The organism is Frigoribacterium sp. Leaf172 (assembly GCF_001424285.1).
In the GTDB taxonomy this organism is placed as follows: domain Bacteria; phylum Actinomycetota; class Actinomycetes; order Actinomycetales; family Microbacteriaceae; genus Frigoribacterium.
The window spans coordinates 76,097-102,459 of sequence record NZ_LMPB01000003.1 but is presented as its reverse complement, the minus strand read 5'-3'; the positions used below and the strand labels follow the sequence as shown (position 1 = coordinate 102,459).

Annotated in this window: 20 protein-coding genes; 12 read left to right on the top strand and 8 right to left on the bottom strand. The window is 72.6% G+C overall.

Annotated features, from left to right (window positions below; all coding sequences use genetic code 11):
• Positions 1 to 132: 132 nt before the first annotated feature.
• Positions 133 to 1,218, bottom strand: a complete 1,086-nt coding sequence (locus ASF89_RS12005) for an alkene reductase (RefSeq protein ID WP_055795137.1) — start codon at positions 1,216 to 1,218, stop codon at positions 133 to 135.
• Between the two features lie 245 nt (positions 1,219 to 1,463).
• Entirely contained in the window at positions 1,464 to 2,321 is an 858-nt protein-coding gene (locus ASF89_RS12000; protein ID WP_055815101.1) for an NAD(P)-dependent oxidoreductase, read from the bottom strand.
• A 652-nt stretch (positions 2,322 to 2,973) separates the two neighbouring features.
• On the opposite strand from ASF89_RS12000, the gene ASF89_RS15970 reads away from it, so the two are divergent.
• Positions 2,974 to 3,504 (top strand): hypothetical protein, encoded by a 531-nt coding sequence (locus tag ASF89_RS15970; protein ID WP_055815098.1) that lies wholly within the window; start codon positions 2,974 to 2,976, stop codon positions 3,502 to 3,504.
• A gap of 69 nt (positions 3,505 to 3,573) precedes the next feature.
• Here the strand turns inward: ASF89_RS15970 and recQ are convergent, their stop codons facing one another.
• The 3 genes from recQ to ASF89_RS11980 all read right to left on the bottom strand — a co-directional run bounded on the left by recQ (position 3,574) and on the right by ASF89_RS11980 (position 9,382).
• Positions 3,574 to 5,730 (bottom strand): DNA helicase RecQ, encoded by a 2,157-nt coding sequence (gene recQ / locus ASF89_RS11990; RefSeq protein WP_055815095.1) that lies wholly within the window; start codon positions 5,728 to 5,730, stop codon positions 3,574 to 3,576.
• Positions 5,731 to 5,739: 9 nt separating this feature from the next.
• Entirely contained in the window at positions 5,740 to 6,705 is a 966-nt protein-coding gene (locus ASF89_RS11985; protein ID WP_055815092.1) for a CPBP family intramembrane glutamic endopeptidase, read from the bottom strand.
• A gap of 127 nt (positions 6,706 to 6,832) precedes the next feature.
• Complete coding sequence (locus ASF89_RS11980; RefSeq protein WP_055815089.1) at positions 6,833 to 9,382, bottom strand: 5'-nucleotidase C-terminal domain-containing protein; 2,550 nt, start codon at positions 9,380 to 9,382, stop codon at positions 6,833 to 6,835.
• Positions 9,383 to 9,616: 234 nt separating this feature from the next.
• Here ASF89_RS11980 and ASF89_RS15430 point away from each other — a divergent pair, with 234 nt between their 5' ends.
• The 10 genes from ASF89_RS15430 (at position 9,617) to yjfF (ending at position 20,309) form a co-directional block, all read left to right on the top strand.
• A complete protein-coding gene (locus ASF89_RS15430; protein WP_055815088.1) occupies positions 9,617 to 10,588 on the top strand; it encodes a shikimate dehydrogenase in 972 nt (323 codons plus the stop codon).
• Positions 10,585 to 11,358, top strand: coding sequence for a type I 3-dehydroquinate dehydratase (gene aroD / locus ASF89_RS11970; RefSeq protein WP_055795122.1), 774 nt, complete (start codon positions 10,585 to 10,587; stop codon positions 11,356 to 11,358). The genes ASF89_RS15430 and aroD overlap by 4 nt, the downstream gene beginning before the upstream one ends.
• Positions 11,359 to 11,650: 292 nt before the next feature.
• The gene (locus ASF89_RS11965) at positions 11,651 to 11,911 is read left to right on the top strand and encodes a DUF6458 family protein (RefSeq protein ID WP_055795120.1); all 261 of its coding nucleotides are present in this window, start codon (positions 11,651 to 11,653) and stop codon (positions 11,909 to 11,911) included.
• Positions 11,912 to 11,917: 6 nt separating this feature from the next.
• Positions 11,918 to 12,763, top strand: coding sequence for a hypothetical protein (locus tag ASF89_RS11960; protein ID WP_156463395.1), 846 nt, complete (start codon positions 11,918 to 11,920; stop codon positions 12,761 to 12,763).
• Positions 12,764 to 12,977: 214 nt separating this feature from the next.
• The gene (locus tag ASF89_RS11955; protein WP_055815082.1) at positions 12,978 to 14,462 is read left to right on the top strand and encodes a sugar ABC transporter ATP-binding protein; all 1,485 of its coding nucleotides are present in this window, start codon (positions 12,978 to 12,980) and stop codon (positions 14,460 to 14,462) included.
• Positions 14,463 to 14,535: 73 nt separating this feature from the next.
• A complete protein-coding gene (locus tag ASF89_RS11950; RefSeq protein WP_055795114.1) occupies positions 14,536 to 15,573 on the top strand; it encodes a LacI family DNA-binding transcriptional regulator in 1,038 nt (345 codons plus the stop codon).
• 123 nt (positions 15,574 to 15,696) lie between these two features.
• Positions 15,697 to 16,680 carry an ABC transporter substrate-binding protein gene (locus tag ASF89_RS11945; RefSeq protein WP_055795112.1) on the top strand — a complete coding sequence of 328 codons (984 nt, stop codon included), beginning with the start codon at positions 15,697 to 15,699 and terminating at the stop codon, positions 16,678 to 16,680.
• Between the two features lie 28 nt (positions 16,681 to 16,708).
• Positions 16,709 to 18,235, top strand: a complete 1,527-nt coding sequence (locus tag ASF89_RS11940; protein ID WP_055815079.1) for a sugar ABC transporter ATP-binding protein — start codon at positions 16,709 to 16,711, stop codon at positions 18,233 to 18,235.
• On the top strand, positions 18,232 to 19,257 hold the full coding sequence (locus ASF89_RS11935; protein ID WP_200913414.1) for an ABC transporter permease: 1,026 nt from the start codon (positions 18,232 to 18,234) through the stop codon (positions 19,255 to 19,257). The genes ASF89_RS11940 and ASF89_RS11935 overlap by 4 nt, the downstream gene beginning before the upstream one ends.
• Positions 19,254 to 20,309 (top strand): galactofuranose ABC transporter, permease protein YjfF, encoded by a 1,056-nt coding sequence (gene yjfF / locus ASF89_RS11930; protein WP_082489988.1) that lies wholly within the window; start codon positions 19,254 to 19,256, stop codon positions 20,307 to 20,309. Before ASF89_RS11935 ends, yjfF begins: the two co-directional genes overlap by 4 nt.
• Before the next feature lie 62 nt (positions 20,310 to 20,371).
• Here the strand turns inward: yjfF and ASF89_RS11925 are convergent, their stop codons facing one another.
• The 3 genes from ASF89_RS11925 to ASF89_RS11915 all read right to left on the bottom strand — a co-directional run bounded on the left by ASF89_RS11925 (position 20,372) and on the right by ASF89_RS11915 (position 25,075).
• Positions 20,372 to 20,701 (bottom strand): hypothetical protein, encoded by a 330-nt coding sequence (locus ASF89_RS11925; RefSeq protein WP_156357266.1) that lies wholly within the window; start codon positions 20,699 to 20,701, stop codon positions 20,372 to 20,374.
• Between the two features lie 73 nt (positions 20,702 to 20,774).
• A complete protein-coding gene (locus tag ASF89_RS11920; protein WP_055815076.1) occupies positions 20,775 to 23,912 on the bottom strand; it encodes an AAA family ATPase in 3,138 nt (1,045 codons plus the stop codon).
• The gene (locus tag ASF89_RS11915; RefSeq protein WP_055815072.1) at positions 23,909 to 25,075 is read right to left on the bottom strand and encodes an exonuclease subunit SbcD; all 1,167 of its coding nucleotides are present in this window, start codon (positions 25,073 to 25,075) and stop codon (positions 23,909 to 23,911) included. The genes ASF89_RS11920 and ASF89_RS11915 overlap by 4 nt, the downstream gene beginning before the upstream one ends.
• A gap of 83 nt (positions 25,076 to 25,158) precedes the next feature.
• On the opposite strand from ASF89_RS11915, the gene ASF89_RS11910 reads away from it, so the two are divergent.
• Positions 25,159 to 26,322, top strand: a complete 1,164-nt coding sequence (locus ASF89_RS11910) for a M20/M25/M40 family metallo-hydrolase (RefSeq protein WP_200937172.1) — start codon at positions 25,159 to 25,161, stop codon at positions 26,320 to 26,322.
• Positions 26,323 to 26,363 lie beyond the last annotated feature (41 nt).

Sequence of the window (26,363 nt, the reverse complement as noted above, 5' to 3'; positions counted from 1 at the left end):
GCCCTCGCGCGCGAGGCGGAGGGCACTTTCCGACCACTCGATCGAGTGGTCGGAAGATGCCCTCGCACGCGAGGCGGAGAGCACCTTCCGACCAGTCGACCGAGCGGCGGGGGTGGGAGGAGCGCGTCGCGACTAGCGCGTCGCGGACTCGAGCGCGGGGTAGTCCGTGTAGCCCTCGGCGCCCTCGCCGTAGAACGTGGCCGGGTTCGGCTCGTTCAGCTCGGTGCCGCGCTCCCAGCGGGCGACGAGGTCGGGGTTGGCGATGGCGAGGCGTCCCACGGCGATGGCGTCGGCGAAGTCGCTCTCGACCAGATCACGGGCCTCGGCGAGGTCGGTGACCGTGCCGAAGCCGCTGTTGGTGATGACGTTGCCGTCGAACCGGCGGCGCAGGCGCTGCACGAGGTCGCCCCGCGGGTCGGCGTGCAGCACGCTCAGGTAGGCGAGCCCCAGGGGCGCGAGACCGTCGACGAGCGCGTCGTACGTCGCGGTCACGTCGTCGAGGTCGGTCTCGACGACGTCCTGGATGTTGTGCATCGGCGAGATGCGCATGCCGACGCGACCGGCTCCGATGGCCTCGGCGACCGCGGTGGCGGTGTCGATGGCGATGCGGGCGCGGTTCTCGGGGGTCCCGCCGAACTCGTCGGTGCGGACGTTCGACACGGGCGACAGGAACTCGTGCAGCAGGTAGCCGTTGGCGCTGTGCAGCTCGACGCCGTCGAGACCGGCCTCGAGGACGGCGCGCTTCGAGGCGGTGACGATGTCGGCGATCGCCTGGTGCACCTCCTCGGTGGTGAGGGCGTGGGGCACGGGGAAGTCGCGCTTGCCCTCGGGGGTGCGGACGACGCCGTCGATGGCGACGGCGCTCGGAGCGACGATGCGCTCGGTGCCGGTCACCTCCGGGTGCGAGACGCGACCGCCGTGCATGACCTGCATGACGATGGTGCCGCCCTTGGCGTGCACGGCATCGGCGATGCGCTTCCAGCCGGCGACCTGCTCGTCGGTGACGATGCCGGGCTGACCCGGGTAGGCCTTGCCCTCCTGCGTCGGCCAGGTCCCCTCGGTCACGATGAGACCCATCGTGGCGCGCTGCGCGTAGTGCTCGACCTGGAGGTCGCTCGGCACGCCGTCGGCGTTCGCGCGCACACGGGTGAGCGGGGCCATCGTGACGCGGTTCGCGAGCACGAGATCGCCGAAGGTGGCGGAGGAGAACAGGTCCACAGGGGAGTCCTTTCGAAGACGGATGTCGTTGCGCGCCGGAGCGCACCCCGAGACGAACCCCCGAGGAGGCGCGCTCATTCCGGCCGCGGACGTCACGTCGGCGTTCCGCAGCGGTCTCACAGGGAGGCGCGGCCCGGCTGGTGGGTGTCGTCGGCCCGGCGGGGCCTCAGCGAGGCGACACGGCCGGCCCGGCGACACCGTCGGCCAGGCGACACTTCCGGTCGGGCGATACCCGGCGGGCGACCCTAGCTCGCGGTGAATCCTGCTCGGACCGCCGCGATGTCGTCCCCGCCGTGACCGCGTTCGGACGCCGCGGCGAAGACCTCGGCGAGCGCGTCGAGGAGGGTCGGGTCGAGCGACGCGCCGGGGGCTGCTGCCCGCATCAGGTCGATGTCCTTCCGCAGCCCGTCGAGGGCGAACTGCGCCGGGTAGTCGCCCGCGATCATCGACGCGCCCTTGACGTGCGCGTACGGGGTGTCGGACTGCCCGCCCGAGATGGCGTCGAGGAACAGCTGCGGGTCGAGCCCCAGCCCCTCGGCGAGCGCGATCGACTGCGCCGTGGCCGCCGTGACGCTCGCGATCCAGGCGTTCGCCGCGAGCTTGAGCGCGGTGCCCGCGCCCACGCGATCCCCTGCGGTGACGGTCTTCGCGCCCATCGCGTCGAGCACCGGAGCGACCCGTTCGACGAGCGCGGTCGGGCCGGCTGCCAGCATGACCAGCTTGCCGTCGGCGGCGGGCTTCTTCGTGCCGAGCATCATCGCCTCGATCAGGTCGACCCCGAGCTCGTCGGCCCGGGCCACCACCCGGGAGGTCGCCTCGAGACCGATCGTGCTCGCCTGCACCCAGACGGCGGAGGCGGGGCCGGCCTGCGCCGCAGCGTCGAGCACCTCGAGCACTGCGTCGCCGTCGAAGAGCACGAGCAGCACGACGTCGGCCTCCGCGACCGCCTCCTCGGCGGTGTCGACGACGGTGATGCCGTCGGCAGCCAGGGGCTCGGCGCGCTCGCGGGTGCGATTCCAGGCCGTGACCTCATGACCCTCGCGGTGCAGCGAGCGGGCGACTCCCTGACCCATGATCCCCGTGCCGAGTACTGCGACCCTCATCGTGACGTCCGTTCCGCTCGGGGCCGGAGCCCGCCTGATCGTCAGTCGAACCTACGCTCGGAGGGAGACCCGCGCCTCCTGGTGCTGTGGTCGCGCTGGTCGCGCGGGCCCTCCGGGTCGCGCGGGTCGCGCGGGCACTGCGGGTCGCGCGGGTCGCGCGGGCCCTCCGGGTCGCGCGGGTCGCGCGGGTCGCGAGGGCCCTGCGGGTCGCGCGGGCCCTGCCGAGCGCGCTGCCCTGCTCGTCGAGCCGACCCGGCTGAGCGTCCTGGCCCGCTGGTCGCCGGCGAGGGCCCACGATCTTCGGGCGGGCACGCGAGCGCCGACGATCCGGGACACTCGCCTCCCCGGCACGCGCCTCTGGCCGCTGAGTGCGGCTCGATGGGGCGAGCTGCGTCTCATGCGGGTGAGCCGGTCGGGTGATACCTGCGGGTATCAGCTGGGCGAGCGGGCGGGATGCGGGCGACACGGGCGGGTGTCCTCCGCGGGGAGCGTTGTCGCGGTGCACCGCGCCTCCTATGCTCGCCCCGTGGGGATGACACCGAAGAGACGGGCAGCGCGGGGGTCGCGACTGCTGATGGACGGCGCGAGAAGCCAGAAGACTGAAGCGGGTCCGGGCGCACCCGGGCACGAGCCGACGAGCCGAGGAGGCGCGGTGCGCGATTCACACGGCGGTCACGACCGGCACGGTGGTCGCGACACGCATGCGCGCTTCGACTCGCACGGACGCCACGACCCGCTCGGCGCACGGACGGCGACGGCGGAGTCGCCGGACGCCGCCGTCCCGATGCGACCCGGCCCCGTCCGCCGGGCGGTGTATCTGCTGTCGCCGATCGTGCACGGCCTGTTCGGCGTGCTGGCCGTCGCCGGTGCCGCGGCGATGAGCGAGGCGGACCTCGGGCCGATGGCGGCGACGGTCGCGCGGCTCCTGTATCTGTCGTCGGCGCTGCTGTCGTTCTTCTTGACCGCGCTGATCGTGACCATGCGCCTGCGCGTGCGACGCGGAGGGGCTCTACCCGCCCTGACGATCCCGCTGGTCTACTCGACCAGCCCCTTCACCGGTGCTCTGATGCTGGCAGGGGCCTACGTCTCGCAGCTGAACGGCGGCGCCTTCGCAGGCGGCTGGGCGGCGATGCTGTTGACGACGCTCTCGCTCGTGCTGCTGTCGCGCCGGTCGCGCTCCTAGACCGCCCCGCGTCCGGGCCGGCCCGCGTCCGCGCCGGGCCCGGCCGCGCCGGCGCCGCGGCGGCTCGGCTCAGCGCCAGTCGTCGGGCGGGACGGTCTCGTCGTAGGGGTCGTACGGAGGCTCGTCGTCCGGCGGGACGTCGTCGACGGGGGGCTCGTCGAGCGGCGGCGTGGTAGCGAAACGCGGCGACGCCGCCGACCGCGCACCTCGGGCCGACCCCGTACGCGGAGCGGCCGCCGCTCCAGCGGGCCGCGATGACGCACGAGCCGCTCCCCCGGAGCCCCCGGCCTCACCGCCTCCGGCTTCGGGACCGGCGCCGGCCGCGGCCGCGGCCGCGTCCTCGGGTGTCGCGCCGCCGACGACGTCGAGCACCTGCTGCCCGTACGTGTCGAGCTTCTTCTGACCGACTCCGCTGATGGTCGCGAGCTGATCGAACGAGGTGGGGCGGGTCGACGCGATGCCCCGCAGGGTCGCGTCGCCGAACACCACGTAGGCGGGGACTCCCTGAGCCTTGGCGATGCCCGCCCGCCACTGTCGCAGGGTCTCGAAGAGCGGCTGGTCGGTCGCCGACAGATCGGCGGCGCCGGCCCCGGTGCGCGAGCCGCTCGAACCCCGGGCGCCCGTTCTCGACCGGGCGGCGCGGGGCGCCCGCTCGGGCTCCTTGCGCAACCGCACCGGTCGGCCGCCCGAGAGCACCTCGGCCGCCGCGTCGGTGATCAGCAGCGTGCCGTAGCCGTCGGGAGACACCGTGAGCACACCCTGGGCGAGCAGCTGCCGCACGACGCCCCGCCACTCGATCTCGGTGAGCTCCGAGCCGATGCCGAAGGTCGCGAGCTGCTCGTGTCGGTTCTGCGTGATGCGGGGCGTCGTCTTGCCGAGCAGGATGTCGATGATCTGACCCGCGCCGAACTGCTGGTCGCGCTCGCGCTTCAGGCGGACGATGGTCGAGAGCAGCTTCTGCGCGGGCACGGTGCCGTCGACGGCCTGCGGCGGGTTCAGGCACGTGTCGCAGTTCCGGCACGGAGTGCTGGCCTGACCGAAGTAGCCGAGCAGCTGCACCCGACGGCATTCGACGGTCTCGCAGAGCGCCAGCATGGCGTCGAGGTGGGCGCTGAGCTTCCGTCGGTGCTCGGCGTCGCCCTCGGACTGGTCGATCATGCGCCGCTGCTGCATGACGTCTTGGAGGCCGTAGGCGAGCCACGCGGTCGACGGCAGGCCGTCGCGGCCCGCGCGGCCGGTCTCTTGGTAGTACCCCTCGACCGACTTCGGCAGATCGAGATGCGCCACGAAACGGACGTCGGGCTTGTCGATGCCCATGCCGAAGGCGATGGTCGCGACCATGACGATGCCCTCTTCGCGGAGGAACCGCGACTGGTTGCGGGCCCGCGTGCCGGCGTCGAGACCAGCGTGGTAAGGAAGCGCCGCGATGCCCTGCTTGACGAGGAACTCGGCCGTGCTCTCGACCGACTTGCGCGACAGGCAGTAGACGATCCCGGCGTCGCCGTCGTGCTCGGCGCGGATGAACCGCAGCAGCTGCTGCTGGGGCCCGTCTTTGGCCTCGATGCGGTACTGGATGTTCGGCCGGTCGAAGTCGGCGACGAAGTGCGCGGCGTCGTCGAGCTCGAGCCGCGACGAGATCTCGCGGTGGGTGACCTCGGTGGCGGTCGCCGTCAGGGCGATGCGCGGCACGTCGGGCCACCGCTGGTGCAGCACCGAGAGCTCGAGGTAGTCGGGCCGGAAGTCGTGCCCCCACTGCGCCACGCAGTGCGCCTCGTCGATCGCGAACAGCGACAGCCGGCCCCGGTCGAGGAGGTCTTTGGTCGAGTCGAGTCGCAGCCGCTCGGGTGCCAGGTAGAGCATGTCCAGCTCGCCCGCGACGAAGGCCCGCTCGACCTCGCGGCGGGTGTCGGGATCTTGGGTCGAGTTCAGGAACTCGGCCCGCACGCCCACCGCCTCGAGGGCGTCGACCTGGTCTTGCATGAGAGCGATCAACGGCGAGACCACGATGCCCGTGCCCTCGCGCACCAGCGCGGGGACCTGGTAGCACAGCGACTTGCCGCCGCCGGTCGGCATCAGCACGAGGGCGTCGCCCCCGCCGACGACCTGCTCGATGATGGCCGCCTGCTGCCCCCGGAACGCGTCGTACCCGAACACCCGGTGCAGGACCTCGAGCGGTGCGGCGGACCCGGGCTGGGCGACGGCGGAGGTGGTGGGAGCGTTGGTCACCAGGCGAGTCTAGGAGGCGCGACCGACAGCCTCACCGGCCCCGCGCCTCCTGGGGAGAGCCGCCCCGGAGAGGCCGTCCGGGGAGGACCGGTCGACCCCCGACCGGCCGAACGCCCGCAGGACGAGCCACAGGTAGACCGGCGTCGTGATGAGCGTCACGATCAGCCCGACGGGGCTGCCGTCGCTCGACGGCGTGCCGGCGAACGGCGCCAGCAGCACGAAGAGGACGACGTTGTTCAGCACGTGCGCGACGATCGCCGCCTCGAGGCCGCCCGTCCGCCAGGTCAGCCAGGCCGCGGCCACGCCGAAGACGGCCACGTCGGCGAGACCCCAGGGGTTGTACGCGTGGGCGGCCGCGAAGGCGATGGTCGGCACGACGATGGCGACGACGGGCCAGGCGATCCACGAGCCGAGGGCCTGCATGGCGAAACCGCGGAACGCGAACTCCTCGGCCGTGGCCTGCAGCGGCACGAGCAGCACGATGATGATCAGCGACCAGACGAGCGCGGAGGGCGGTGTCGTCACCGGGCCGGACCCGAGCGACTCGCCGACGAGCAGGGGAGCGACGACGCTGCTCAGCAGCAGGGTCAGCGCCATGAAGACGACGGCGGGCACGATGCATCGGGCGAGCCAGCCCCAGCGCATCCGCCCGGCGACGCTCGACAGGCGACCCGCCCCGCCCAGCCCGGCGAGACGCGTCGCCAGCAGCACGGCGGGCAGCATCGTGGCGATCGATCCGAGGCTGAGCAGCATGACCACCGGCTCGGACGCGTCGAGCGGGTCGGCTCGCAGCGCGCCGAAGACGCGATCGGCCTCGGTCGGGCCCGCGACGGCCGTCAGCACCGCCGAGATGCCGAGCCCCACCGCACCCGAGAACACGACGTAGAACACGACCGCCATCACCGCCGCGAGCACGGGCCTGTACCAGCGGTAGGTCGGCAGGGCGCGGAACATGCGGTGGTAGGCGACGGTCACGCGTCGAGGGTACGGCTAGCGTCTGACGATCCGGCGGGCGTCCGCGCAGCGGAACGGCCCGTGCCGACACCCCGGGAGGTGCGGCACGGGCCGTGAGGACCGGCGCGGACGCCGAGACCGGTACCCGCTAGAACAGGACGATCACCACGGAGAGACCGCCTGCCGAGCCGTCGAGGGCGGCGTCGCCGCTGTACTCGCTCGTCAGCAGGTGGACGCCGCGGCCGAGTCGGCCGAGGGGGACGGTGGCCCGGCCGTCGGACCCGACCGCGACGGTGCCGACGGTGCGGCCGTTGTCGCGCACGGCGACCGTGCCGGTGGGGGCGACGGCGCCGGTGACGGTGGCCGTGTAGCTCACCGACTGGCGAGACGTCGCGAAGAGCGACGAGGCCCCGCCGCGGATGCGCGACGACAGCTTGTCGACCGTGACCGACGTCGAGCTCGCCGCGGCCTCGGTGCGACCCTCGGCGGTCGCCGTCACGGTGACGGCGATCGAGCGACCGGCGTCGGCCGCCACGAGGCGGTACCGGTCGGAGGTCGCGCCGTCGATGGCCTGGCCGTCACGGGTCCACTGGTAGGCGCGGGTGACGTCGTCGACGTCCCACGCGCCTCCGTCGGTCCGGAGGGTGCGGCCGACGCGGGCGTCGCCCGAGATGCGGGGCGCCGTGACCGACTCGACGGGCAGCGCAGGAGGCGCGGCGATCTCGAGCGGGACGGACACGGTCGTCCCGGTGCCGTCGACCGTGAGCGTCAGCTGGCGGGTGCCGGGCTCGAGCCCCTCGGGCACGGTCACCGCGAGCGTGGCGCGACCCTGCTCGTCGGTCCCGGTGACGACGGTGCCGTCGATGGGGGCCGATCCGACCGTCGTGCCGTCGATCGAGGCCGTGACGGTGCCCGTGGTCGGACCGCCGTTGCTGAACAGGAGCGACGAGAGACCGAGCGACACGGTGTCACCGGCCGCGAAGCCGCCCTCGGGCGCGGCGGTCTTCGTCACGCCGACGGCGCGCTGGGCGAGATCGGGCGAGACGACCGGGTTCGCGGCGAAGTAGTCCACCTGGCTCTGCAGGTCGACCTTGCCGCTGTCGGCCTTCGACGAGGCGCCGTTCAGGGCCGTGAAGTTGTCGCCGCCCGAGGCGAGGAACGAGTTGACCGTGACCTTGTAGCTGGCCGCGGCGTCGAGGGGGCGACCCTCGAACAGGATCTGACCGATGCGCGATCCGGCGGCGGCCGTCGGGTCGTACGTGTAGCTGAGGCCCTTCGAGACGCCGAGCTTGAGGAACGGCCGCGACGAGCCGGCGGGCTGCCACTGCTGTTCGAGCGTCTGGCGGATCTGGGCGCCGGTCAGGGTCGACACGACGAGCGTGTTGGCGAAGGGCTGGACGGCGGCGGCCTCCTGGAAGGTCACGCGACCGTCGGGGTCGACGGCGGCGTCGCCGCTCGAGGCGTACCGCAGGTCGGCGCGGAGACCGCCGGGGTTCATGAACGCGATCTGCGCGCCGTTCTCGACCGTCGCCGCGAGCTGCGCGTCGGCGACGAGGTTGCCGAGCGTGGACTCGCCGCCGCGGTTCTCGCTGCCGTCGAGCTGCTTCGCGCGGAGGACGTCGGCGGTGATGGTGCCGACGGGCTTGCGACCCTCGACCGCGGCGACGGCGACCGCGTCGGAGACGATCTTCGCGACGGCGGGGTCGGGTGTCGCCGACTGGTAGAGAGGCACGAGCGAGCCGGTGACCGACGCCTGGTCGGTGACGCTGTCGTAGGTGACCTCGAGGTGGCTGAGGTTCGCGCCGTAGCTGCCCGTCTGGATGATCGGGCGCGGGACGGTGCCGCCGGTGGGCACGATGTTCTCGAAGTCGTAGGTGGCGTGCGTGTGCGCCGAGAGGATGGCGTCGACCTCGGGCGAGACGTTCTTCGCGATGTCGGCGAAGTCGGAGTCGCCGGTCGCGTCGGCCTCGACGGCGGTCGCGTTGCCCTCGTGGACGAGCAGCACGAGCACGTCGGCCTCGCCGTTCTCGGCGTCGTCGACGCCGTCGGTGAGCTCGTCGGCGGCCAGGTTGACCGAGTCGACGATGTCGCCGAACTCGAGACCCTCGATGCCGGCCGGGCTGACGAGCTCGGGCATGAGCTCGGTGATCGCGCCGATGAACCCGACCTTCACGCCGCCGACCTCTTCGACGTAGTAGGGGTCGTAGACGGGCTCGCCCGTGGCGCTGTCGAGGATGTTCGAGCTGACGTACGGGAAGTCGCTGGCCGGAACGACGCGGTCGTCGAAGTCGGCGCGGCCCTTGTCGAACTCGTGGTTGCCCGGCGTGCTGACGTCGAGGCCCATCGAGTTGAGGGCGTCGAGGGTCGGCTGGTCGTCCTGGATGAACGACGTGAAGGTCGAGGCGCCGATGTTGTCGCCCGACGACACGAAGAGCGTGTTCGGGTTGGCGGCGCGGAACTGGTTCACCTTGCCGGCCATGACCGCGGCCCCGGCCGTCGGGCTGGCCTCCTGCGCGAGACGCCCGTGGAAGTCGTTGATGCCGAGGATGTCGATCGTCGTGGTGGCCGCCTGGGCGGGCACCGCGACGAGCGTGCCGAGACCGAGTGCGGTGACGGTGGCGCCGACGAGGGCGAAGCGGCGGACGCGACGACCGCCTCCCTGGCTGGTGCTCGATGGGGACGGGGGGCTTGTGCGCATGGGCGGTTGTGCTCCTGGTACGTGCGGATCGGGGCCGGCGGCACCCCTGTAGGGGGGGGTCGTCCCGGCGAGCCTAGGTTTCCGCTGGGTGTTCGGCAAGGATCCGCTGACGAACGTCACGTGTTGTTCACGCGGGCGACCTCTGTGAGGGGATCGACGCGGCACGGCCTCGGGCCGTGTCGGAGGGTCGAGCTAGGCTGTGGGCGTCCGCCGACAGAGCCCGGAGGTGCCCGCGTGACCCTCGACCGCAGCCGCCTGGCCGTGCTCGGCTCGCCCATCGCGCACTCGCTGTCGCCCGTGCTGCATCGAGCCGCCTACGACGTGCTCGGTCTGCCCTTCTCCTACGACCGGGTCGAGGTCGCGGCGGGGTCGCTGTCATCGTTCGTCGACTCGCTCGACGGCGGTTGGCGCGGGCTCAGTCTCACGATGCCGCTCAAGCGCGAGGTGCTGCCCCTGCTCGACACCGTGTCGCCCCTCGCCCGTCGTCTGGGCGTGGCGAACACCCTCGTCGTCGACGCCGCGGGTCGGCGGCACGGCCACAACACCGACGTCGACGGCATCGTGCGCTCGGTCGCGCTGCTGAACCGGCCCCGGCCATCGACCGTCGTGGTGCTCGGCGGCGGTGCGACCGCGGCCTCCGCCCTCTTCGCCGCCCACCGTCTCGGAGCCCGCACGGCCGTCGTGCTCGTGCGCGACACCGCCCGGGCCGGCGACCTCGAACCGCTCGCAGCGGGGCTCGGCGTCGATCTCACGATCGCACCGCTGTCGTCGCTCGGCGGGCTCGGAGCTCTCGACTTCGTCGTCTCCACCCTCCCCGGAGGCGCGGCGGACGACCTCCCGCTGGTCCCGGCCGACGAGGCGTCCCTGCTGTTCGACGTCGCCTACGCGCCGTGGCCGACGCGGGCCGCCTCCCGCTGGTCCGACGCCGGCGGCACCGTGCTGAACGGGCTCGACATGCTCGTCGAGCAGGCGATCTCGCAGGTCGCGCTCTTCGCCGACGGGGGTGCGGGTGATGCCCGCGCGGGCCTGGACGGCGGCGCGGGGTCCGGCGGCCCCGACGCGGCCGGTGCCGGGCTCGTCGATCCGCTGGTCGACGAACCGGTCGAGGCGGCTCGGGTGCGGGGCGCGATGCGCCGGTCGGTGGGGCTCCCTTCCGAGCCGACCCGCGCCTCCTCGGCTCCCGCCCGGGAAGGCCGCCCGGCATGATCCCCACCCCGCGTCCCGTGACCCTGCGGTCGGTCGTGCTCGGCGACGGCCGGCCGGCCGTCTGCGTGCCGCTGACCGGTCGGACCGAGGAGGCGCTGGTCGCCACCGCCGCCGCCCTCCCCCGCGAGGCGTACGACGTCGTCGAGCTGCGGGTCGACTGGCTGACCGCCGTCGACGACATCGCCCAGGCCATGTCCGCCCTGGTCGCCGTCCGAGGCGCGCTCCCCGACGAGGTGCCCCTCATCGCGACCTTCCGCACGAAGCAGGAGGGCGGCGAGCGCGACATCACCCCCGACGACTACGGGCTGCTGCTGCGAGCCCTGATCGGCACCGGCGCCGCCGACGCCGTCGACGTCGAGATGTTCACCCAGCCCGACGTGCTCGAGTCCGTCGTCGACGCGGCCCGCGCCTCCGGCGTCGTCGTCGTCATGTCGTCGCACGACTTCTCGGCCACGCCGACACGCGACGAGATCGTCTCGCGACTGCTGCTGCAGCAGGAGCTCGGCGCCGACATCGTCAAGCTCGCCGCCATGCCCCGCACGGTCGACGACGTGCTGACGGTGCTCTCGGCCACGAGCGAGTTCCGGGCCGGGGCAGGGCTCGTGCCCGCCGTGACCATGTCGATGGGTCCTCTCGGGGCCGTGTCGCGCGTGGTGGGCGAGACCTTCGGGTCGTGCCTGACGTTCGGCACCGTCGGCGACGCGAGCGCCCCCGGTCAGCTCGACGCGGCGGGGTTGCGGGCGGCGCTCGAGCTGCTGCACCGCGGCTGAGGGCGGGTCTCCGAGGGAGCCCGCCCGGGCCCTACCACCGGGAAGACGAGCGACGGTCGTCGCTCAACAAGGGCCGTCGGGAAGGGCTCACCTCGGAGTCAGACGAGGTTATCCCGTCGTGGGGGGTCTGGTCGAGCCCTCGCGCGGGCGTCGCTGAGAGGCGACCCGCCACCCCCAGCTCGGGGCTGCACGCACCACGGGGGCGTCGTCGTGCGTAGCCTGGGCCGGACTGCATCCGGTCGTCCGGGACATCCCCCGGGCGGACCCCCGGATGCGCGACGAAGGAGAACCCATGAGCATCGGCGGCGGAATCGCCTTGATCGTGATCGGCGCGATCCTCGCGTTCGCACTCGACGTGCAGGTGGCTGGCATCGACATCCAGCTGATCGGCTACATCCTCATCGCCGCCGGGGTCCTCGTGACCCTGCTCGGCATCGTGCTGCTGACCCGTCGTCGCCAGGTCACCTCGACCTCGCGCTCGGCGGTCGACCCCACCACGGGTGAGCGCGTGACGCGTCGCTCGACCGAGGACGGCGGCGGCCCGCTCGTCTGAGCGAGCATGCACCGGTCGACCGACGGCCCCGTCTCCCCGCCCTCGCGGCGGTGGAGCGGGGCCGTCGGCGTCGGCACCACCGGTGCCGGGACCTCCGGTGCCAGGAACTCCGGTGCCAGGAACTCCGCAGCCAGGACCTCCGCAGCCAGGAGGGGAGGCGGTGGCCTGGCCGTGCTGGCGCTCGCGTCGCTGCTGCTCGCGGGTTGCGCCGCCGAGACCGTCGACCCCTCGCTGGCCGAGCGGGTGCGGCCCGAGGCGATCGCCCGGGCGGACGACGCCCTGGCCTGGCCCGGCTCGGCCTCCGCGCCCCGCGTGACGCTCACCCGCGAGGACACCTGCACCTCCGCCGAGCCGTCCGGGTGGTTCACCGAGCCGAGCGGGACGCGGTGCTCTCAGCAGGGCCGGGTCGTCTACGCGCTGCTCGGCGCCACGACTCCGGACCAGGCGCTCACGGCTGCGGCGAGGGTTCTGCGTGATTCGAACGTGTCGCCCGTGAACCCGTTCGTCGAGGGGGACGCCCCCTCGTCTCTCGGCGATCCGTCGACCGGCGTCGTCACGACGCATCCGGCGTCGAAGGCGTACGGGTCGGACGAGACCACGATCACCCTGGCGACCGCCGAGGAGCTCTCGGACCGCGGATACCCGCGGGCGACGGACGTCGTCGTCGCGTCGACGCCCGGGCTGGAGGGGGACGACCTCACGACCGCGGTCCGCGCCACGGGAGCCGGCTACGTGCTCGAGATCCAGTACGCCGCCGAGTACTTCGACAGTCGGTTCCGCGGGTCGGATCAGGGCCCTCGTGACGGCCCGCGCCCCTGCTTCGGCACGAGCGGGGACTGCCCCGGCGGGTAGCACGCCACCCGCATCAGGTCGTCGACGAGGACGCCGACGGGCGAACACGGTTGTGAACGCTAACAACCACGACGCTCCGGTCAGCGGGCGCCACGGCGGTTCACGCTCGTCTCGTGCGGCCCGTGGACGGACCGCCGCTCGAGAGGCGCCGCACCTTCGGTGGTACCTTGTGCCCGATCGACACGAGAGTCCACTCGACGAGGAGGCAGGGACCATGACGTCACCCGTGCTCCAGGCGCGCGACATCCGTCTCTCCTACCCCGGCTCGCTGGCCGTGAAAGGCGTCGACATCAGCCTGCTTCCCGGGGAGGTCCACGCTCTCATCGGCGAGAACGGGGCGGGCAAGTCGACGGTCGCGGCGGTCCTCGGGGGTCTGATCCGCCCGGATTCGGGGGTGCTGCTCCTCGACGACGAGCCCGTCCGGTTCTCCGGTCCGGCCGATGCGCTGAGGGCCGGCATCGGGATGGTGCACCAGGATCCGGCCGTGCTCCCCAACCTGACGGTCGCCGAGAACATCTCGCTCACGACCGACCGGACCCCCTGGGTCAGCCGGCGTCGATCCCGAGCGGACGTCGACGCCGCGCTCGCCGCCATCTCGTGCGACCTCGACCCGGCGACGCTGGTCGAGCACCTGAGCCCGTCGCGACGGCAGCTCGTCGCGGTCGCGCGCGCCGTGCACGCCAGCGCCCGGGTGGTCATCCTCGACGAGCCGACGTCGAGCCTGGGCGCCGACGAGGTCACCGACCTGTTCGGCGCGATCCGCGGCCTCACCGATCGCGGGGTGGCGGTGCTCTTCGTGTCGCACTTCCTCGACCAGGTCTACGAGATCGCCGACCGCCTGACCGTCCTGCGGGACGGCCACCTCGTCGGCTGCTGGGAGACGAGCGACGTCCTCGCCGCCGGGGCCGTGGCGGACGTGATGGGCGCGGGGCACCCCGACTCCGCCTCGACGGATCCGACGCGCCCCGACCTCGACGACGTCGGACCCACCGTCCTCCACGCCCGGGGAGTGGTGTCCGACCGCCTCCCCGACGCTCTGACCCTCTCCGTGCACGCCGGCCAGGTGACCGGCCTGTCCGGGCTGAGGGGCAGCGGGCGCACGACCGCCGCGCGCCTCCTCGGGGGCGTCGACCCCGTCTCGGAGGGCTCCGTCACGACCTCGGGAGGCGCGCTGGTGCGGGCGCCGCGGGATGCGCTGGCCAACGGGGTCGTCTATCTGACGGAGGACCGCCGTCGCGACGGCATCGTCGGAGCCCTGACCGTCCAGGAGAACATCCTGATCAGCGTCCGCGCCGACCAGGGCTGGTGGCGCCGCATGTCCGCTGCGCGAGCCCGGGAGCTCGCGCTGAGCTGGATGGAGTCGCTCGACATCAAGCCGCTCGACCCCGATGCCCGAGCCGACACCCTGAGCGGCGGGAACCAGCAGAAGGTCATGCTCGCCCGCGCCCTGGCCACCGCGCCTCGGGTGCTCCTGCTCGACGAACCGACCCGGGGCGTCGACGTCGGCGGTCGGTTCACCATCCAGCAGATCGTGCGCGAACTGGCCGCGGACGGCATGAGCGTCGTCTACTCGTCCGCCGACATCGACGAGGTCCGGCGGGTCAGCGACCGGATACTCGTGTTCCGAGACCGGCGACTCGTCGGCGATCTGGCCGCCGAGAAGGTGACATCACGCACCCTCCTGACGCTCATGAGCTGACGCTAGCCTGGCGTGACGACAGCCGCGGTCCGACCGGGACGCCGCATCACGCTGGGAATCGGAGAGAGTCGCCGTGAGCGCGAAGAAGAAGAACGTGACGGAGCGCGACTACGCCCCGAACATCTTCGACGTCGCCCGGCTCGCCGGGGTCTCGCACCAGACCGTCTCGCGGGTCGTCAACGACCTCCCGAACGTCCGGGCGTCGACCAAGGACCGCGTCGAGAAGGCGATCGCCGAGCTGGGCTACCGACCGAGCGCCCTCGCACGCGCCCTCGTCACCAGGAGATCCCGCACGCTCGGCCTGCTCGCCGTCGGTCAACCCGACGAGGGCTCCGCCTACGTCACCCGGGACTTCACCGACGCCGCGCGTGCAGCGCAGTACCAGGTGACCGTCGAATCGCGGACGGAGCTCAGCGAGCAGTACCTCCTGGCCGCCTTCGAGCGCTTCCTGTCGCAGAACGTCGAGGCCATCGTCGTCATCAGCGGCGATCGCTCGGTCGCCGCTACGGCCGCGGGGCTCGACGTGAAGGTCCCGATCCTCGTCGTCGACGCCGACCCCCCGCCCGGCGTCGCGTCCGTCGCCCTCGACCAGTACGCCGGCGGCGTGCTCGCCACCCAGCACCTCATCGATCTCGGCCACACGCGGATCGCGCACCTCGCCGGCCCCGCGTGGGCCTCCGACGCCACCGAGAGACGTCGCGGCTTCACCGACACCATGACCCGGGCGGGCCTCGATCCCTCCCTGATCGTGCAGGCCGACTGGTCGGCGGCCGCCGGCTTCCGGACGGCGAGCCACCTGCTCGACACGGCCTCCTGGACGGGTCTCTTCTGCGCCAACGACCATCTCGCCCTCGGCGCGGTCGCGGCGCTCGAGACCCGGGGGATGGGCGTCCCCTGGAGCGTCAGCGTCGTCGGATTCGACGATCTCCCGGACGCCGAGTTCTACCGTCCGGCGCTCACCACGATCCGTCAGGACTTCGCCGCGCTCGGACGACGGGCGCTCGAGGACGCCCTCGTCCTCATCGACGGCGGAGAGCCCTCCGGGCACCGCCTGCCCGTCTCGCTGATCCGCCGCTCCTCGACGCGCGAGCGTCCGCCCGCCCCTCGCTGACGGGCGATCGGATCGGATCTCATTTCGATCACGCACTTGACGCAGCTAATTGTGAACGCTAACAATTAGCCACCGGCTCGGCCGGTCACACCATGGTGGTGTACCCGAACAAGGAGGTTCGACATGAAGAAATCCCTCGCAGCGCGCTCGATCGGAGCCATCGCGATCGTCACGGCCCTCACCGCCTCGCTGGCGGGATGCTCGGCCTCGGGGTCGGACGGCGGATCGACCGACGGTCTCACGCTGGGCTTCTCGCAGGTCGGAGCCGAGAGCGGCTGGCGGACGGCGAACACCGCCTCCGTGCAGGAGTCCGCCAAGACCGCCGGCATCGACCTCAAGTTCTCCGACGCGCAGCAGAAGCAGGAGAACCAGATCAAGGCCATCCGCTCGTTCATCCAGCAGAACGTCGACGTCATCGCCTTCTCGCCCGTCGTCGAGAGCGGTTGGGACACCGTGCTGAAGGAGGCCAAGGCCGCGGGCATCCCCGTCGTGCTGACCGACCGCGCCGTCGACTCGGCCGACGAGACGCTCTACGAGTCGTTCATCGGCTCGGACTTCGTCGAGGAGGGCGAGAAGGCCGGCGACTGGGTCGTCGACGAGTTCGCCGACGCCGACTCGGTGACGATCGCCGAGCTGCAGGGCACCACCGGCTCCGCCCCCGCGGTGGACCGGCAGGAGGGCTTCGCCGACGTGATCGGCGAGGACTCCAAGTTCGAGATCGTCGCCTCGCAGAGCGGTGACTTCACCCGCTCCGGCGGCAAGCAGGTCACCGAGGCGATCCTGAAGTCCAACCCCGACATCGACCTCATCTTCGCCCACAACGACGACATGGCCCTGGGTGCCATCGAGGCCCTGGAGGCGGCGGGCAAGAAGCCCGGCACCGACGTGAAGATCGTCTCGATCGACGCGGTGAAGGACGGCATGACCGCCCTGTCCGAAGGGCAGATCAACTTCATCGTCGAGTGCTCCCCGCTGCTGGGCGACCAGCTGATGGAGACGGTCGAGAAGGTCGCGGCCGGCGAGGAGGTCGAGAAGCGGATCGTGACCGAGGAGACGACGTTCGACCAGGAGCAGGCCACCGCCGCGCTGCCCGACCGCAAGTACTGAGCACCCGGAAGAGGCGGAAGGACACCCCATGACGACGACGTCACCCCTGGTCGAGATGCGAGACATCGAGATCGGCTTCCCCGGCGTGAAGGCACTGGACGGTGTGTCCTTCCGCCTCTTCCCCGGCGAGATCCACTCCCTGATGGGAGAGAACGGCGCCGGGAAGTCGACGCTGATCAAGGCGCTCACCGGCGTCTACGGCATCGACGCCGGCACGATCACGGTGCTCGGCGAGCAGACCACCTTCACCGGGCCCGCCGACTCGCAGGCTGCGGGCATCAGCACCGTGTACCAGGAGGTCAACCTGGTCACGAATCTGAGCGTCGCCGAGAATCTGCTGCTCGGACACGAGCCCCGCAGCGGCGGCCGGATCGACTGGTCGGCGATGTCCTCGAAGGCTCGAGCGATCCTCCAGGGCCTGAACCTCGACATCGACCCCCGGTCCACCCTCGGGACGCACTCGATCGCCGTCCAGCAGCTGGTCGCCATCGGCCGTGCCGTCGATCTCGACTGCCGCGTCCTCGTGCTCGACGAGCCCACCTCGAGCCTCGACGCCGACGAGGTCGAGGAGCTCTTCCGGGTCATGCGCGACCTCCGTGCGCAAGGCGTCGCGATCCTCTTCGTGTCGCACTTCCTCGACCAGGTCTACGAGGTCTCCGACCGGCTCACGGTCCTCCGGAACGGCGCCCTCGTGGGCGAGCACCTCGTGTCGGATCTTCCGAAGGGCGACCTGATCCGACTCATGATCGGCCGTGAACTCGACACCCTCGATGCGCTCGACGACGCCGTCGACGCGTCCGCGCCTCCTCGATCGACCACCGCCCAGCCGGTGCTGACCGTCGTCGGCGTCGGACGCAGGAACACCCTCGAGGAGACGGATCTCGAGCTGTTCGAGGGCGAGGTCGTCGGTCTCGCCGGGCTGCTCGGCAGCGGCCGCACAGAGCTCGCCCGACTCATGTACGGAGCCGACCGGTCGGACACGGGCGACGTCCGCGTCTCCCGCCAGGATCGGTCCGTCAGCCACCCGCGAGGCGCCCTCACGTCGAAGATCGCGTTCTCGTCCGAGGACCGCAAGCACGAGGGCATCATCGACGACCTCTCCGTCCGCGACAACATCGCCCTCGCCGTCCAGGCGGGCCGTGGCTGGATGCGCCCGATCCCCCGGGCCGAGCTCGACGCGCTGGCCGCGGACTACATCGAACGGCTCAACATCCGCCCGCCCGACCCCGACGCCCTCATCAGGAATCTCAGCGGCGGCAATCAGCAGAAGGTGCTGCTCGCCCGCTGGCTGGCGACATCGCCCGAGATCCTCATCCTCGACGAGCCCACCCGCGGCATCGACATCGGGGCCAAGACCGAGATCCAGAAGCTCGTGACGACGTTGGCGAACGACGGCATGTCCGTCGTCTTCATCTCGGCCGAGCTCGAAGAGGTCCTCCGCATCAGCCACCGAGTCGTGGTCATGAAAGACAGAAGGAAGATCGCCGAGATGCCCAACCGTGACCTGACCGTGGACGACGTCCTGGACGTCATCGCCGCCGGAGGCGTGTCGTGACCGGCCTCGTGCACCGCCGGCTCTTCTGGCCGACCGCCCTGCTGGTCGCCCTGCTCGCGCTGAACATCATCGCGGAACCCGGGTTCGCCTCCGTCCGCCTGCAGGACGGACACCTCTTCGGCAGCATCATCGACGTCCTGAGGAACGGCTCGCCGACCCTGCTCGTCGCCCTCGGGATGACCCTCGTCATCGCGACACGGGGCATCGACCTCTCCGTCGGGGCGGTCGTCGCCATCTCCGGATCGATCGCCTGCACGATCATCGCGGGCTCCCCCGATCCCGGCTCGATCGGAGTCGTCGCCGTCGCCATCCTCACCGCCGTCGCCGTCGCGCTCGTCCTCGGCGGTGTCAACGGGACCCTGGTGAGCATCGTGGGCGTCCAGCCCATCGTCGCCACGCTCATCCTCATGACCGCGGGCCGAGGAATCGCCATGCTGATCACCGAGGGTCAGATCATCAGCGTGTCGTCTCCGGCCTATCAGGTGATCGGCGGCGGGTTCTTCCTCCTGCTGCCGGTCTCGGTCCTCATCGCGGCGGTCATCTTCGCCGGCACCGCCCTCCTGACCCGCAAGACCGCCCTGGGGATGCTGATCGAGTCGGTCGGCATCAACCCCGAGGCCAGCCGCCTCGCCGGCGTCCGCTCCCGCAGCATCATGATGACGGTCTACGTCTTCAGCGCCGTCTGCGCCGCCGTCGCCGGACTCATGATCAGCTCCAACGTGACGGCCGCCGACGCCAACAACGCCGGCCTCTTCATCGAGCTCGACGCCATCCTGGCCGTCGTGATCGGCGGCACGTCGCTGGCCGGCGGCCGCTTCTCCCTGATCGGGACGCTCCTCGGAGCCCTCGTCATCCAGATGCTGACCACGACGGTCTACAGCGTCGGGATCGCCCCCGAGCTGACGCTCATCTTCAAGGCCCTCGTGGTCGTGGCCGTGTGCCTCCTCCAGTCGCCGGCCCTGTCACGGCGTCTCGCACGCCCCCGCCGCCTCACCCCTCTCACGAAGGAGGTCGTCTCGTGACCGCCACCGTCCCGCACCTCGACTCCCCCGCCCGGCCTCCTCAGCGAGGAGGCGCGGGTCGCCCCGGCCGGACGAGCATCCTCACGAGCCCGTTCCTCGGCAAGTACGCCTCGGTGCTCATCACCGTGGCCCTGCTGGTCGCGATGTTCTCCGTGGGGGCGGGCCGCTACGACAACTTCGCGTCGCCTCAGGTGGTGCTGAACCTGTTCGTCGACAACGCGTTCCTGATCGTCCTCGCGGTCGGGATGACCTTCGTCATCCTCACCGGCGGCATCGATCTGAGCGTCGGATCCGTCGTGGCGCTGTCCACGATGATCGCTGCGTCCCTGCTGCAGACGGGGTGGCCGGCCCCCGTCGTGATCGTGCTCGTCATCGCCGCCGCGACCGTCCTCGGCCTGCTCGTCGGGCTGATGATCCACTACTTCGACGTGCAGCCGTTCATCGCGACGCTCGCGGCGATGTTCCTGGCCCGCGGCCTCTGCTACCTCATCAGCCTCAAGTCGATCGCGATCACCGACCCGCTCTTCACCGAGCTGGCCCAGGCGCGCATCCAGCTGGCCCCCCGGATCTCGATCACCCCGGCGGCCCTGATCGCCGTCGCGATCGTCGTGCTCGCCGCGCTCGTCCTGAAGTACACCCGCTTCGGGCGCACCGTGTACGCGATCGGCGGCAACGAGCAGTCGGCGCGGCTCATGGGCCTCCCCGTCGTCCGCACCAAGGTGCTCGTCTACACGGTCAGCGGCCTGTGCAGCGGTATCGCGGGCATCCTGTTCAGCTTCTACACGCTCTCGGGCTACAGCCTGACCGGCATCGGCCTCGAGCTCGACGCCATCGCGGCCGTCGTCATCGGAGGCACGCTGCTGACGGGCGGGACGGGGTTCGTCCTCGGGTCGCTGCTCGGCGTGCTGGTCCTCGGTCTGATCCAGACCGTCATCAGCTTCGAAGGGACCCTCAGCTCGTGGTGGACGAAGATCGTCATCGGAGGACTCCTCCTGATCTTCATCCTCATCCAGCGCCTGCTGACCCGCCGCTCGCGGACCAGCGGCCGCTGAGTCGACCGGACCGACCGCCGCCCCGTTCCGGGCGACGGTCGGTCGGGTCTCGTATCGGCGACTCAGCTCCGGGGTGTCTGGTCGACCTCAACGGCGACGGAGTAGTCGCCGCCCCCGTCGGCGCTGATCGTCGACACGGAGTCGTAGACCGTGTCGTCGCCGGCGGCCCCGATGTCGCAGTGCACCTCGTCGCCGTCCACGACGCCGATCGCCTCGTCACCGCAGTCGACGACGGGTCGCTGGCCCACGCTCTCCTCGAGCGCGTCCGCGACGACCGTGGCGAACGCGTCCGCCGACACCGTCGGCGTGGCCTCGGCGCTGCAGCCGGCGACACCGACGACCATCGCGGCCGCCGTGATGAAGACTGCGGTCGCGGTCGTGATCCTGCTCATGGTCTGACCCCCTCGGGCGCGACGATCGCCCCCGGCGTCGATCCTCCCACCGGTCGTCAGCCCGCGGCCGTCATCAGCCCGCAGCCGTCGACCTGAGGGTCGACGATCCGTCGGGCAGGCGACGCACCTCGATGCGGTCGGCGATGCGCTGCTTCAGCTCGTCGACGTGGCTGACGATCCCGACGACGCGGCCCGAGGCCGAGAGCCGACCCAGCTCGGTCATGACGGCGTCGAGCGTGGTCGGGTCGAGCGAGCCGAACCCCTCGTCGACGAACAGCGTGCCGAGCTCGAGCCCGCCGGCCTCGGCCTGGACGACGTCGGCGAGGCCGAGGGCCAGGCTGAGCGACGCGTAGAACGTCTCGCCGCCCGAGAAGCTGCCGGGGTCGCGGGTCGTGTCGGTGGCGTGGTCGCGGATCGCGAGCGACAGGCCGGTCTTGCGCGACCGTGACGTCGCCTCGCGCTCGTCGGACGACTCGAGCTGGTAGCGCCCGCTCGACATCACCGACAGGCGCATGTTGGCCGCGGCGACGACGTCGTCGAAGCGCCGCAGCAGAACGTAGGTGCCGAGCGTGACGCCCTTGACGTTGACGGCCGAGGAGGCGCTGGCCAGGTCGGCCATCCGCACCACCGCCCGGGCCCGCTCCGCCGCCTCGTCGCCCACGGCGGAAGCCCGCGTCAGCGCGTCGAGCGCCGTCGCCGACCGCGTCGCACGTTCCCGAGCGCGCGCCGACCGATCGGCGACCTCGGCCGCCGTGGCCTCCGAGGCGGCGAGATCGGCCGTGGCGGAGGTCTCGCCCGCACGGGCGGCGTCGATCTCGGCGTCGGAGTCGACCTCGGCCACCGCCCCGCCGCCGTCGGTCGCCCCGACCGGATCGATCGATGCCGCCCCCAGGGCGACGATCTCGGGTTCCGCGAGCCCGGCGGCGACGACGGCGACCTCGCGCTCGTGCGCTGCGACGACGGCCGCGAGCCGGTCGACCTCGGCACCGGGCAGGGTGGCCGCCGCCACGGCCTCGACGTCAGCGAAGCCGGCCGCTGCGAGCGAGTCGTCGAGGTCGACCCGGCGGCGCTCCACCTCGGCGGAGGCCGGCCGGTGGGCGTCGAGCGCGTCGACGAGTCGCACCGCCGCGCCGTGACGGCGCCGCAGCGCGTCGACCAGCTCGGCCACGCTCGCGGCCCGCCCCGCGAGGTGCCGCTCGACGGCGGCCGAGTCGTCGTCGAGACGCCGACGGTCCGCCTCGGCGCGCTCCCGTCCGGTCGCGGCGTCGACACGAGCCTGAGCCAGCTCCCCACGCCGGGCCTCCGTCGCGGTGTCGTGCTGCTCGAGCGCGAGAGCGGCGGCATCGCGCGCGTCGATCGCCCGCCGGGCGGCGTCGACACGGGCCCGGGCGTCGCGCAGCTCGGTCTCGACCCGGGCCCGGGTCACGCCCTCGAGCGCCGCGGCCCGCTCGTCTCGTCGGTCGATCGCCACGGACCGGCGTGCGGCCGCGTCGGCCAGGACGGTCTCGAGCCGGCTGCGCTCGTCGGCGGCCCGGTCGACCGCCTCGTCGTCGGGACGGTCGGCGGTGATGACCGCGGGCGCGGGGTGGTGCTCGGCCCCGCAGACGGGACACGGGTCGCCGTCGACGAGACCAGCGGCGAGCTCGCCCGCCATGCCCGCGATCTTGCGTCGGCGCAGTGCGTCTTCGACGGCGGCGGCGTCGAGCGCGGCGCGGGCAGCCGCGTGCACCTCGCTCGTCGCGTGCTCCGCCTCGGCGTCGAGGCGTGCGAGCTCGTCGAGACGCACGCCCCGGTCGACCGCGGCGAGCACGTCGGCCTCCGCCGGCCCCACGGCGACGACCGCCTCGGTCAGCGTCGTCAGAGCGATCTCGAGGTCGTGGCGGGCGGCCGGCCTCTCGGCCAGGGCGCTCTCGAGTCGGGCCAGGCGCTCGGTCTCGGCGGACACCGCCTCGTCGGCCTCGGCCAGGGCCGCGCGACGACCGGCGAGCGTCGCCTCGAGGCGCGCGGTCTCGGTCGACGATCCGAGCTCGGCGGTCAGGGCGTCGCGGCGGCCGGCCGCGCTCTCGCGATCATCCGACTCGACCAGGTCGGGGTCGAGGTCGTCCGCCTCACGGGCCGCCCGCACCTGCTCGCCCGTCGCCGCGAGACGCTCGTCGGCCCGGCGCAGGCCCTCGAGGGCGATGGAGACCGAGGAGGCGCGGCGTGCCCGCTCGACGAGGGCCTGCGACGCCCGCACCCCGGTCTCGGCCTCGCGGACCGCTGCCTCGCGTCGCAGCAGGCCGGCACGCCGCTCGAGGGCGCGCAGCCGTCGGCGCTGCTCGTCGAGCCGCGCCCGCGCGGTGTCGCGGGCGGCGACCGCTGCCGACCGCCGACCCTCGAGGTCGTCGGCCTCGTCGGCCAGCGCCGAGACCAGCCCGGCCATCCCGGCCATCCCGGCGAGCCCGGTCGGTCCACCCGGCCGGGACGGCCCCTCCGACCCGCCCCGACCGCCGGCCCCCTCGGCGGCGAGCGCCTCGGCGAACACCTCGTCGTCCGCCCCCGTCGCCTCGCGCAGCCGCCCGAGCGCGAGCTCGACCTCGTGCTCGGCGGCGGCGATCGAGGCACGGGCCGCGACCCGGCGGTCGACGAGCTGGGCCGTCGTCTTCTCGTAGATCTCGGTGCCGAACAGCGACTGCAGCACCTCTTTGCGCTTCTCGCCGGTCGACCGGAGGAACGCCGCGAACTCGCCCTGGGGCAGCACGACGGTCTGGACGAACTGCTGGCGAGTGAGCCCGAGGATGCGACCGATCTCGGCACCGGTCTCTTGCGCGCTCGTCGAGATCACGGTGCCCTCGACGGCGTCGGGCGAGGTCAGCAGCACCAGGGTCACGGTCTGGTTCTGCGGGGTCGTGCCCGTGCCCCGGGTCTTGGGGCGACGGTAGGCGGGAGTGCGCCGCACCCGGTGGATGCCCGCCGCCGTCTCGAACACGACCTCGACGAACGGCTCGACGGTGGGTGCGGCGTGGTGACTGCGCAGCCGGTCGGTGCTCGAGGTCGAGCCGGCGAGACCGCCGTAGAGGGCGAACACCAGGGCGTCGATGATCGTCGACTTGCCCGACCCGGTCGGCCCCTCGAGCAGGAACACCCCCGACGCCCCGAGCGCGGCGAAGTCGATGCCGTGCTCGCCCGCGTACGGCCCGATGGCCCGCAGGGTGAGACGGTGGAGGATCATTCGCTGGACTCCGTCGCGCGGGCCGCCTCGTAGGCGGAGCGGACGATGTCGAGCTCGAGCTCGTCGGCCGGCGCGCCCGAGGCGAAGGCGACGAAGTCGGCGGCGACCTCGACGGGGTCGGTCTCGACCGTCACGGCCCGGAGCGCCGGCTCGTCGACGGCGCCGACGGGGACGTGGTGGATGGCGAGGGCGTGGGGGAACCGCTCGCGGACCCGGGCGTACAGCCGGTCGGGGTGCACGGCGTCGGTGGCCGTGATGCGCGACCACGCCCCGACGTGATCGTCGTACCGACCGTCGAGCAGCCGGTCGATCGTGTCGTCGATCTCGACGAGCGGTCGCGGCACGGGGGTCGGCACGGTCTCGACGGTCACGCCGCCGTCGGCCGCGAGCGTCACGAGCGCCGACGACTTGACGTGCCCCCGCTCGCCGAACGAGAACGCGAGCGGCGACCCCGAGTAGCGGATGACGGGCCGGGCGTCGACCGCGCCGACCCGCTGGGCACCGTGCAGATGCCCGAGGGCGACGTAGTCGACGCCGTCGAGCACCCCCGCCGGCACGGAGTCGACCCCGCCGACCCGGATGTCCCTCTCGCTCTCGCTCGCCGCGCCTCCGGAGACGAAGGCGTGGGCGATCACCACCGCACGGGTGCCGGGGCGCCCGGCGAGGTCGGCCCGCACGCGGCGCATGGCCGCGGCCACGACGGCCTCGTGCGATCGCGCGAGCGGGCCGTCGGCGTCGGGCCCCGCGAGGGCGTGCCGCACGGTGTCGGGGTCGAGGTACGGCAGACCGTAGAACGCGACCGGCCCGTCGGGGTCGTCGACGACGACCGGCGTCGCGAGCTCGTCGACCCGGGCGCGGAGGTGCAGCCCCGGTCGCATCAGCTCGGCCGCGAAGCCGAGTCGCACCGCCGAATCGTGGTTGCCCGGTGTGACGACGACGGTCGCCAGCTCGCTCAGCCGCTGCAGGGCCGAGCCGAGGAGGCGCACGCTGGGCACCGCGGGCACGGCCCGGTCGTACACGTCGCCGGCCACGACGACCACCTGCACGCCCCGGTCGCGGACGAGCTCGACGAGGTGATCGACGAACGCCGCCTGATGCTCGTGCAGATCGACACCGTGCAGCGTGCGGCCGAGATGCCAGTCGCTCGTGTGCAGGATCAGCACGGGTGTCCTCTCTGCGGTGCCGGTGGGTCGTCGTCACTGTAGCGTCGAGGTCCGACACCGCAGCGCCGGAGGAGAACCGCACCGTGAACCACGAGACCATCGACCCGACCGCCCTCCGCACCGAGGTCGAGGCGCGTCACGAGCGGATGATCGCGGACCTCGTCGCCTACGCGTCGCTCGAGACGCCCTCCGACGACGTCGAGCTGCTGGCGACCGGTCTCGCCTGGATCGAGTCGTGGCTGACGGCGACCGTCGGTCCGGCCGCGGTGCGCCGGGCCCACCTCGTCGAGGGCTACGGCGACTCGGTCACGCTCGAGTACCCGTCGCCGACCGGTTCGTCCGAGTGGGTCACGGCGCTCTGCCACTACGACACGGTGTGGTCCGAGGGCACCCTGGACGACTGGCCCGTCACCATCGACGGCGACGTCATGACCGGCCCGGGCGTCTTCGACATGAAGTCGGGGCTCGTGCAGCTGGGTCACGCCATCGCGGCGTCCGACCTGCTGGGGCTGCCCCGCCCGGGCGTCCGCATCGTGCTGAACGGCGACGAGGAGGTCGGCAGCATCGCCTCGCGGCCCGTCATCGAGGCGGAGGTGAGCCGAGGAGGCGCGGTGCTGGTCTTCGAGTCCGCCGCCGAGGGGGCGGTCAAGACGGCCCGCAAGGGCGTCGGCATCTACGAGATCGAGACGTTCGGCGTCGAGGTCCACGCGGGTCTGCACCCCCGGTCGGGCGCGAGCGCGATCGACGAGATGGCCCGCATCATCCTGCACCTGCACGGCGCCGCCGACATCGACGCGGGCACCTCGCTGAACGTGGGCATCGTGCAGGGCGGCACCCGGACGAACGTCCGGGCCGGTCACGCCCGCGCCTCGGTCGACGTGCGGGTCACGTCGGCCGCCGAGGTCGCACGCATCGAGCGGGTGCTCGCCGACCTCGCCCCGCACGATCCGCTGGCGCGCGTGCAGGTGACCGGCGGCTGGAATCGTCCGCCGATGGAGCGCACACCGCCCACGGCCGCCCTCTACGAGCGTGCGGCCCGGGTGGCCTCGGGGCTCGGGTTCGAGCTGCGCGAGGTGTCGGTCGGCGGTGCGAGCGACGGCAACTTCGCGGCGGCTCTCGGCTGCGCCGTGCTCGACGGGGTGGGCGGCGTCGGCGGCGGCGCCCACGCCCGCCACGAGTGGATCAGCCTGGCGGGCATGGTCGAGCGCACCGAGTTCGTCGTCGCCCTGTTCGCCGACCTCGCCTGACGCCGCACCCGCGGTGACGGTCGCAGCCGGCGCCCACCGCG

What these genes read in the sequence shown, in the direction of transcription:
- ASF89_RS12000 (WP_055815101.1), bottom strand. Translation starts at nt 2,321, where the DNA reads ATGAGGGTCGCAGTACTCGGCACGGGGATCATGGGTCAGGGAGTCGCC.
- ASF89_RS11980 (WP_055815089.1), bottom strand. Translation starts at nt 9,382, where the DNA reads ATGCGCACAAGCCCCCCGTCCCCATCGAGCACCAGCCAGGGAGGCGGT.
- aroD (WP_055795122.1), top strand. Translation starts at nt 10,585, where the DNA reads ATGATCCCCACCCCGCGTCCCGTGACCCTGCGGTCGGTCGTGCTCGGC.
- ASF89_RS11965 (WP_055795120.1), top strand. Translation starts at nt 11,651, where the DNA reads ATGAGCATCGGCGGCGGAATCGCCTTGATCGTGATCGGCGCGATCCTC.
- ASF89_RS11960 (WP_156463395.1), top strand. Translation starts at nt 11,918, where the DNA reads ATGCACCGGTCGACCGACGGCCCCGTCTCCCCGCCCTCGCGGCGGTGG.
- ASF89_RS11955 (WP_055815082.1), top strand. Translation starts at nt 12,978, where the DNA reads ATGACGTCACCCGTGCTCCAGGCGCGCGACATCCGTCTCTCCTACCCC.
- ASF89_RS11945 (WP_055795112.1), top strand. Translation starts at nt 15,697, where the DNA reads ATGAAGAAATCCCTCGCAGCGCGCTCGATCGGAGCCATCGCGATCGTC.
- ASF89_RS11940 (WP_055815079.1), top strand. Translation starts at nt 16,709, where the DNA reads ATGACGACGACGTCACCCCTGGTCGAGATGCGAGACATCGAGATCGGC.
- ASF89_RS11925 (WP_156357266.1), bottom strand. Translation starts at nt 20,701, where the DNA reads ATGAGCAGGATCACGACCGCGACCGCAGTCTTCATCACGGCGGCCGCG.
- ASF89_RS11920 (WP_055815076.1), bottom strand. Translation starts at nt 23,912, where the DNA reads ATGATCCTCCACCGTCTCACCCTGCGGGCCATCGGGCCGTACGCGGGC.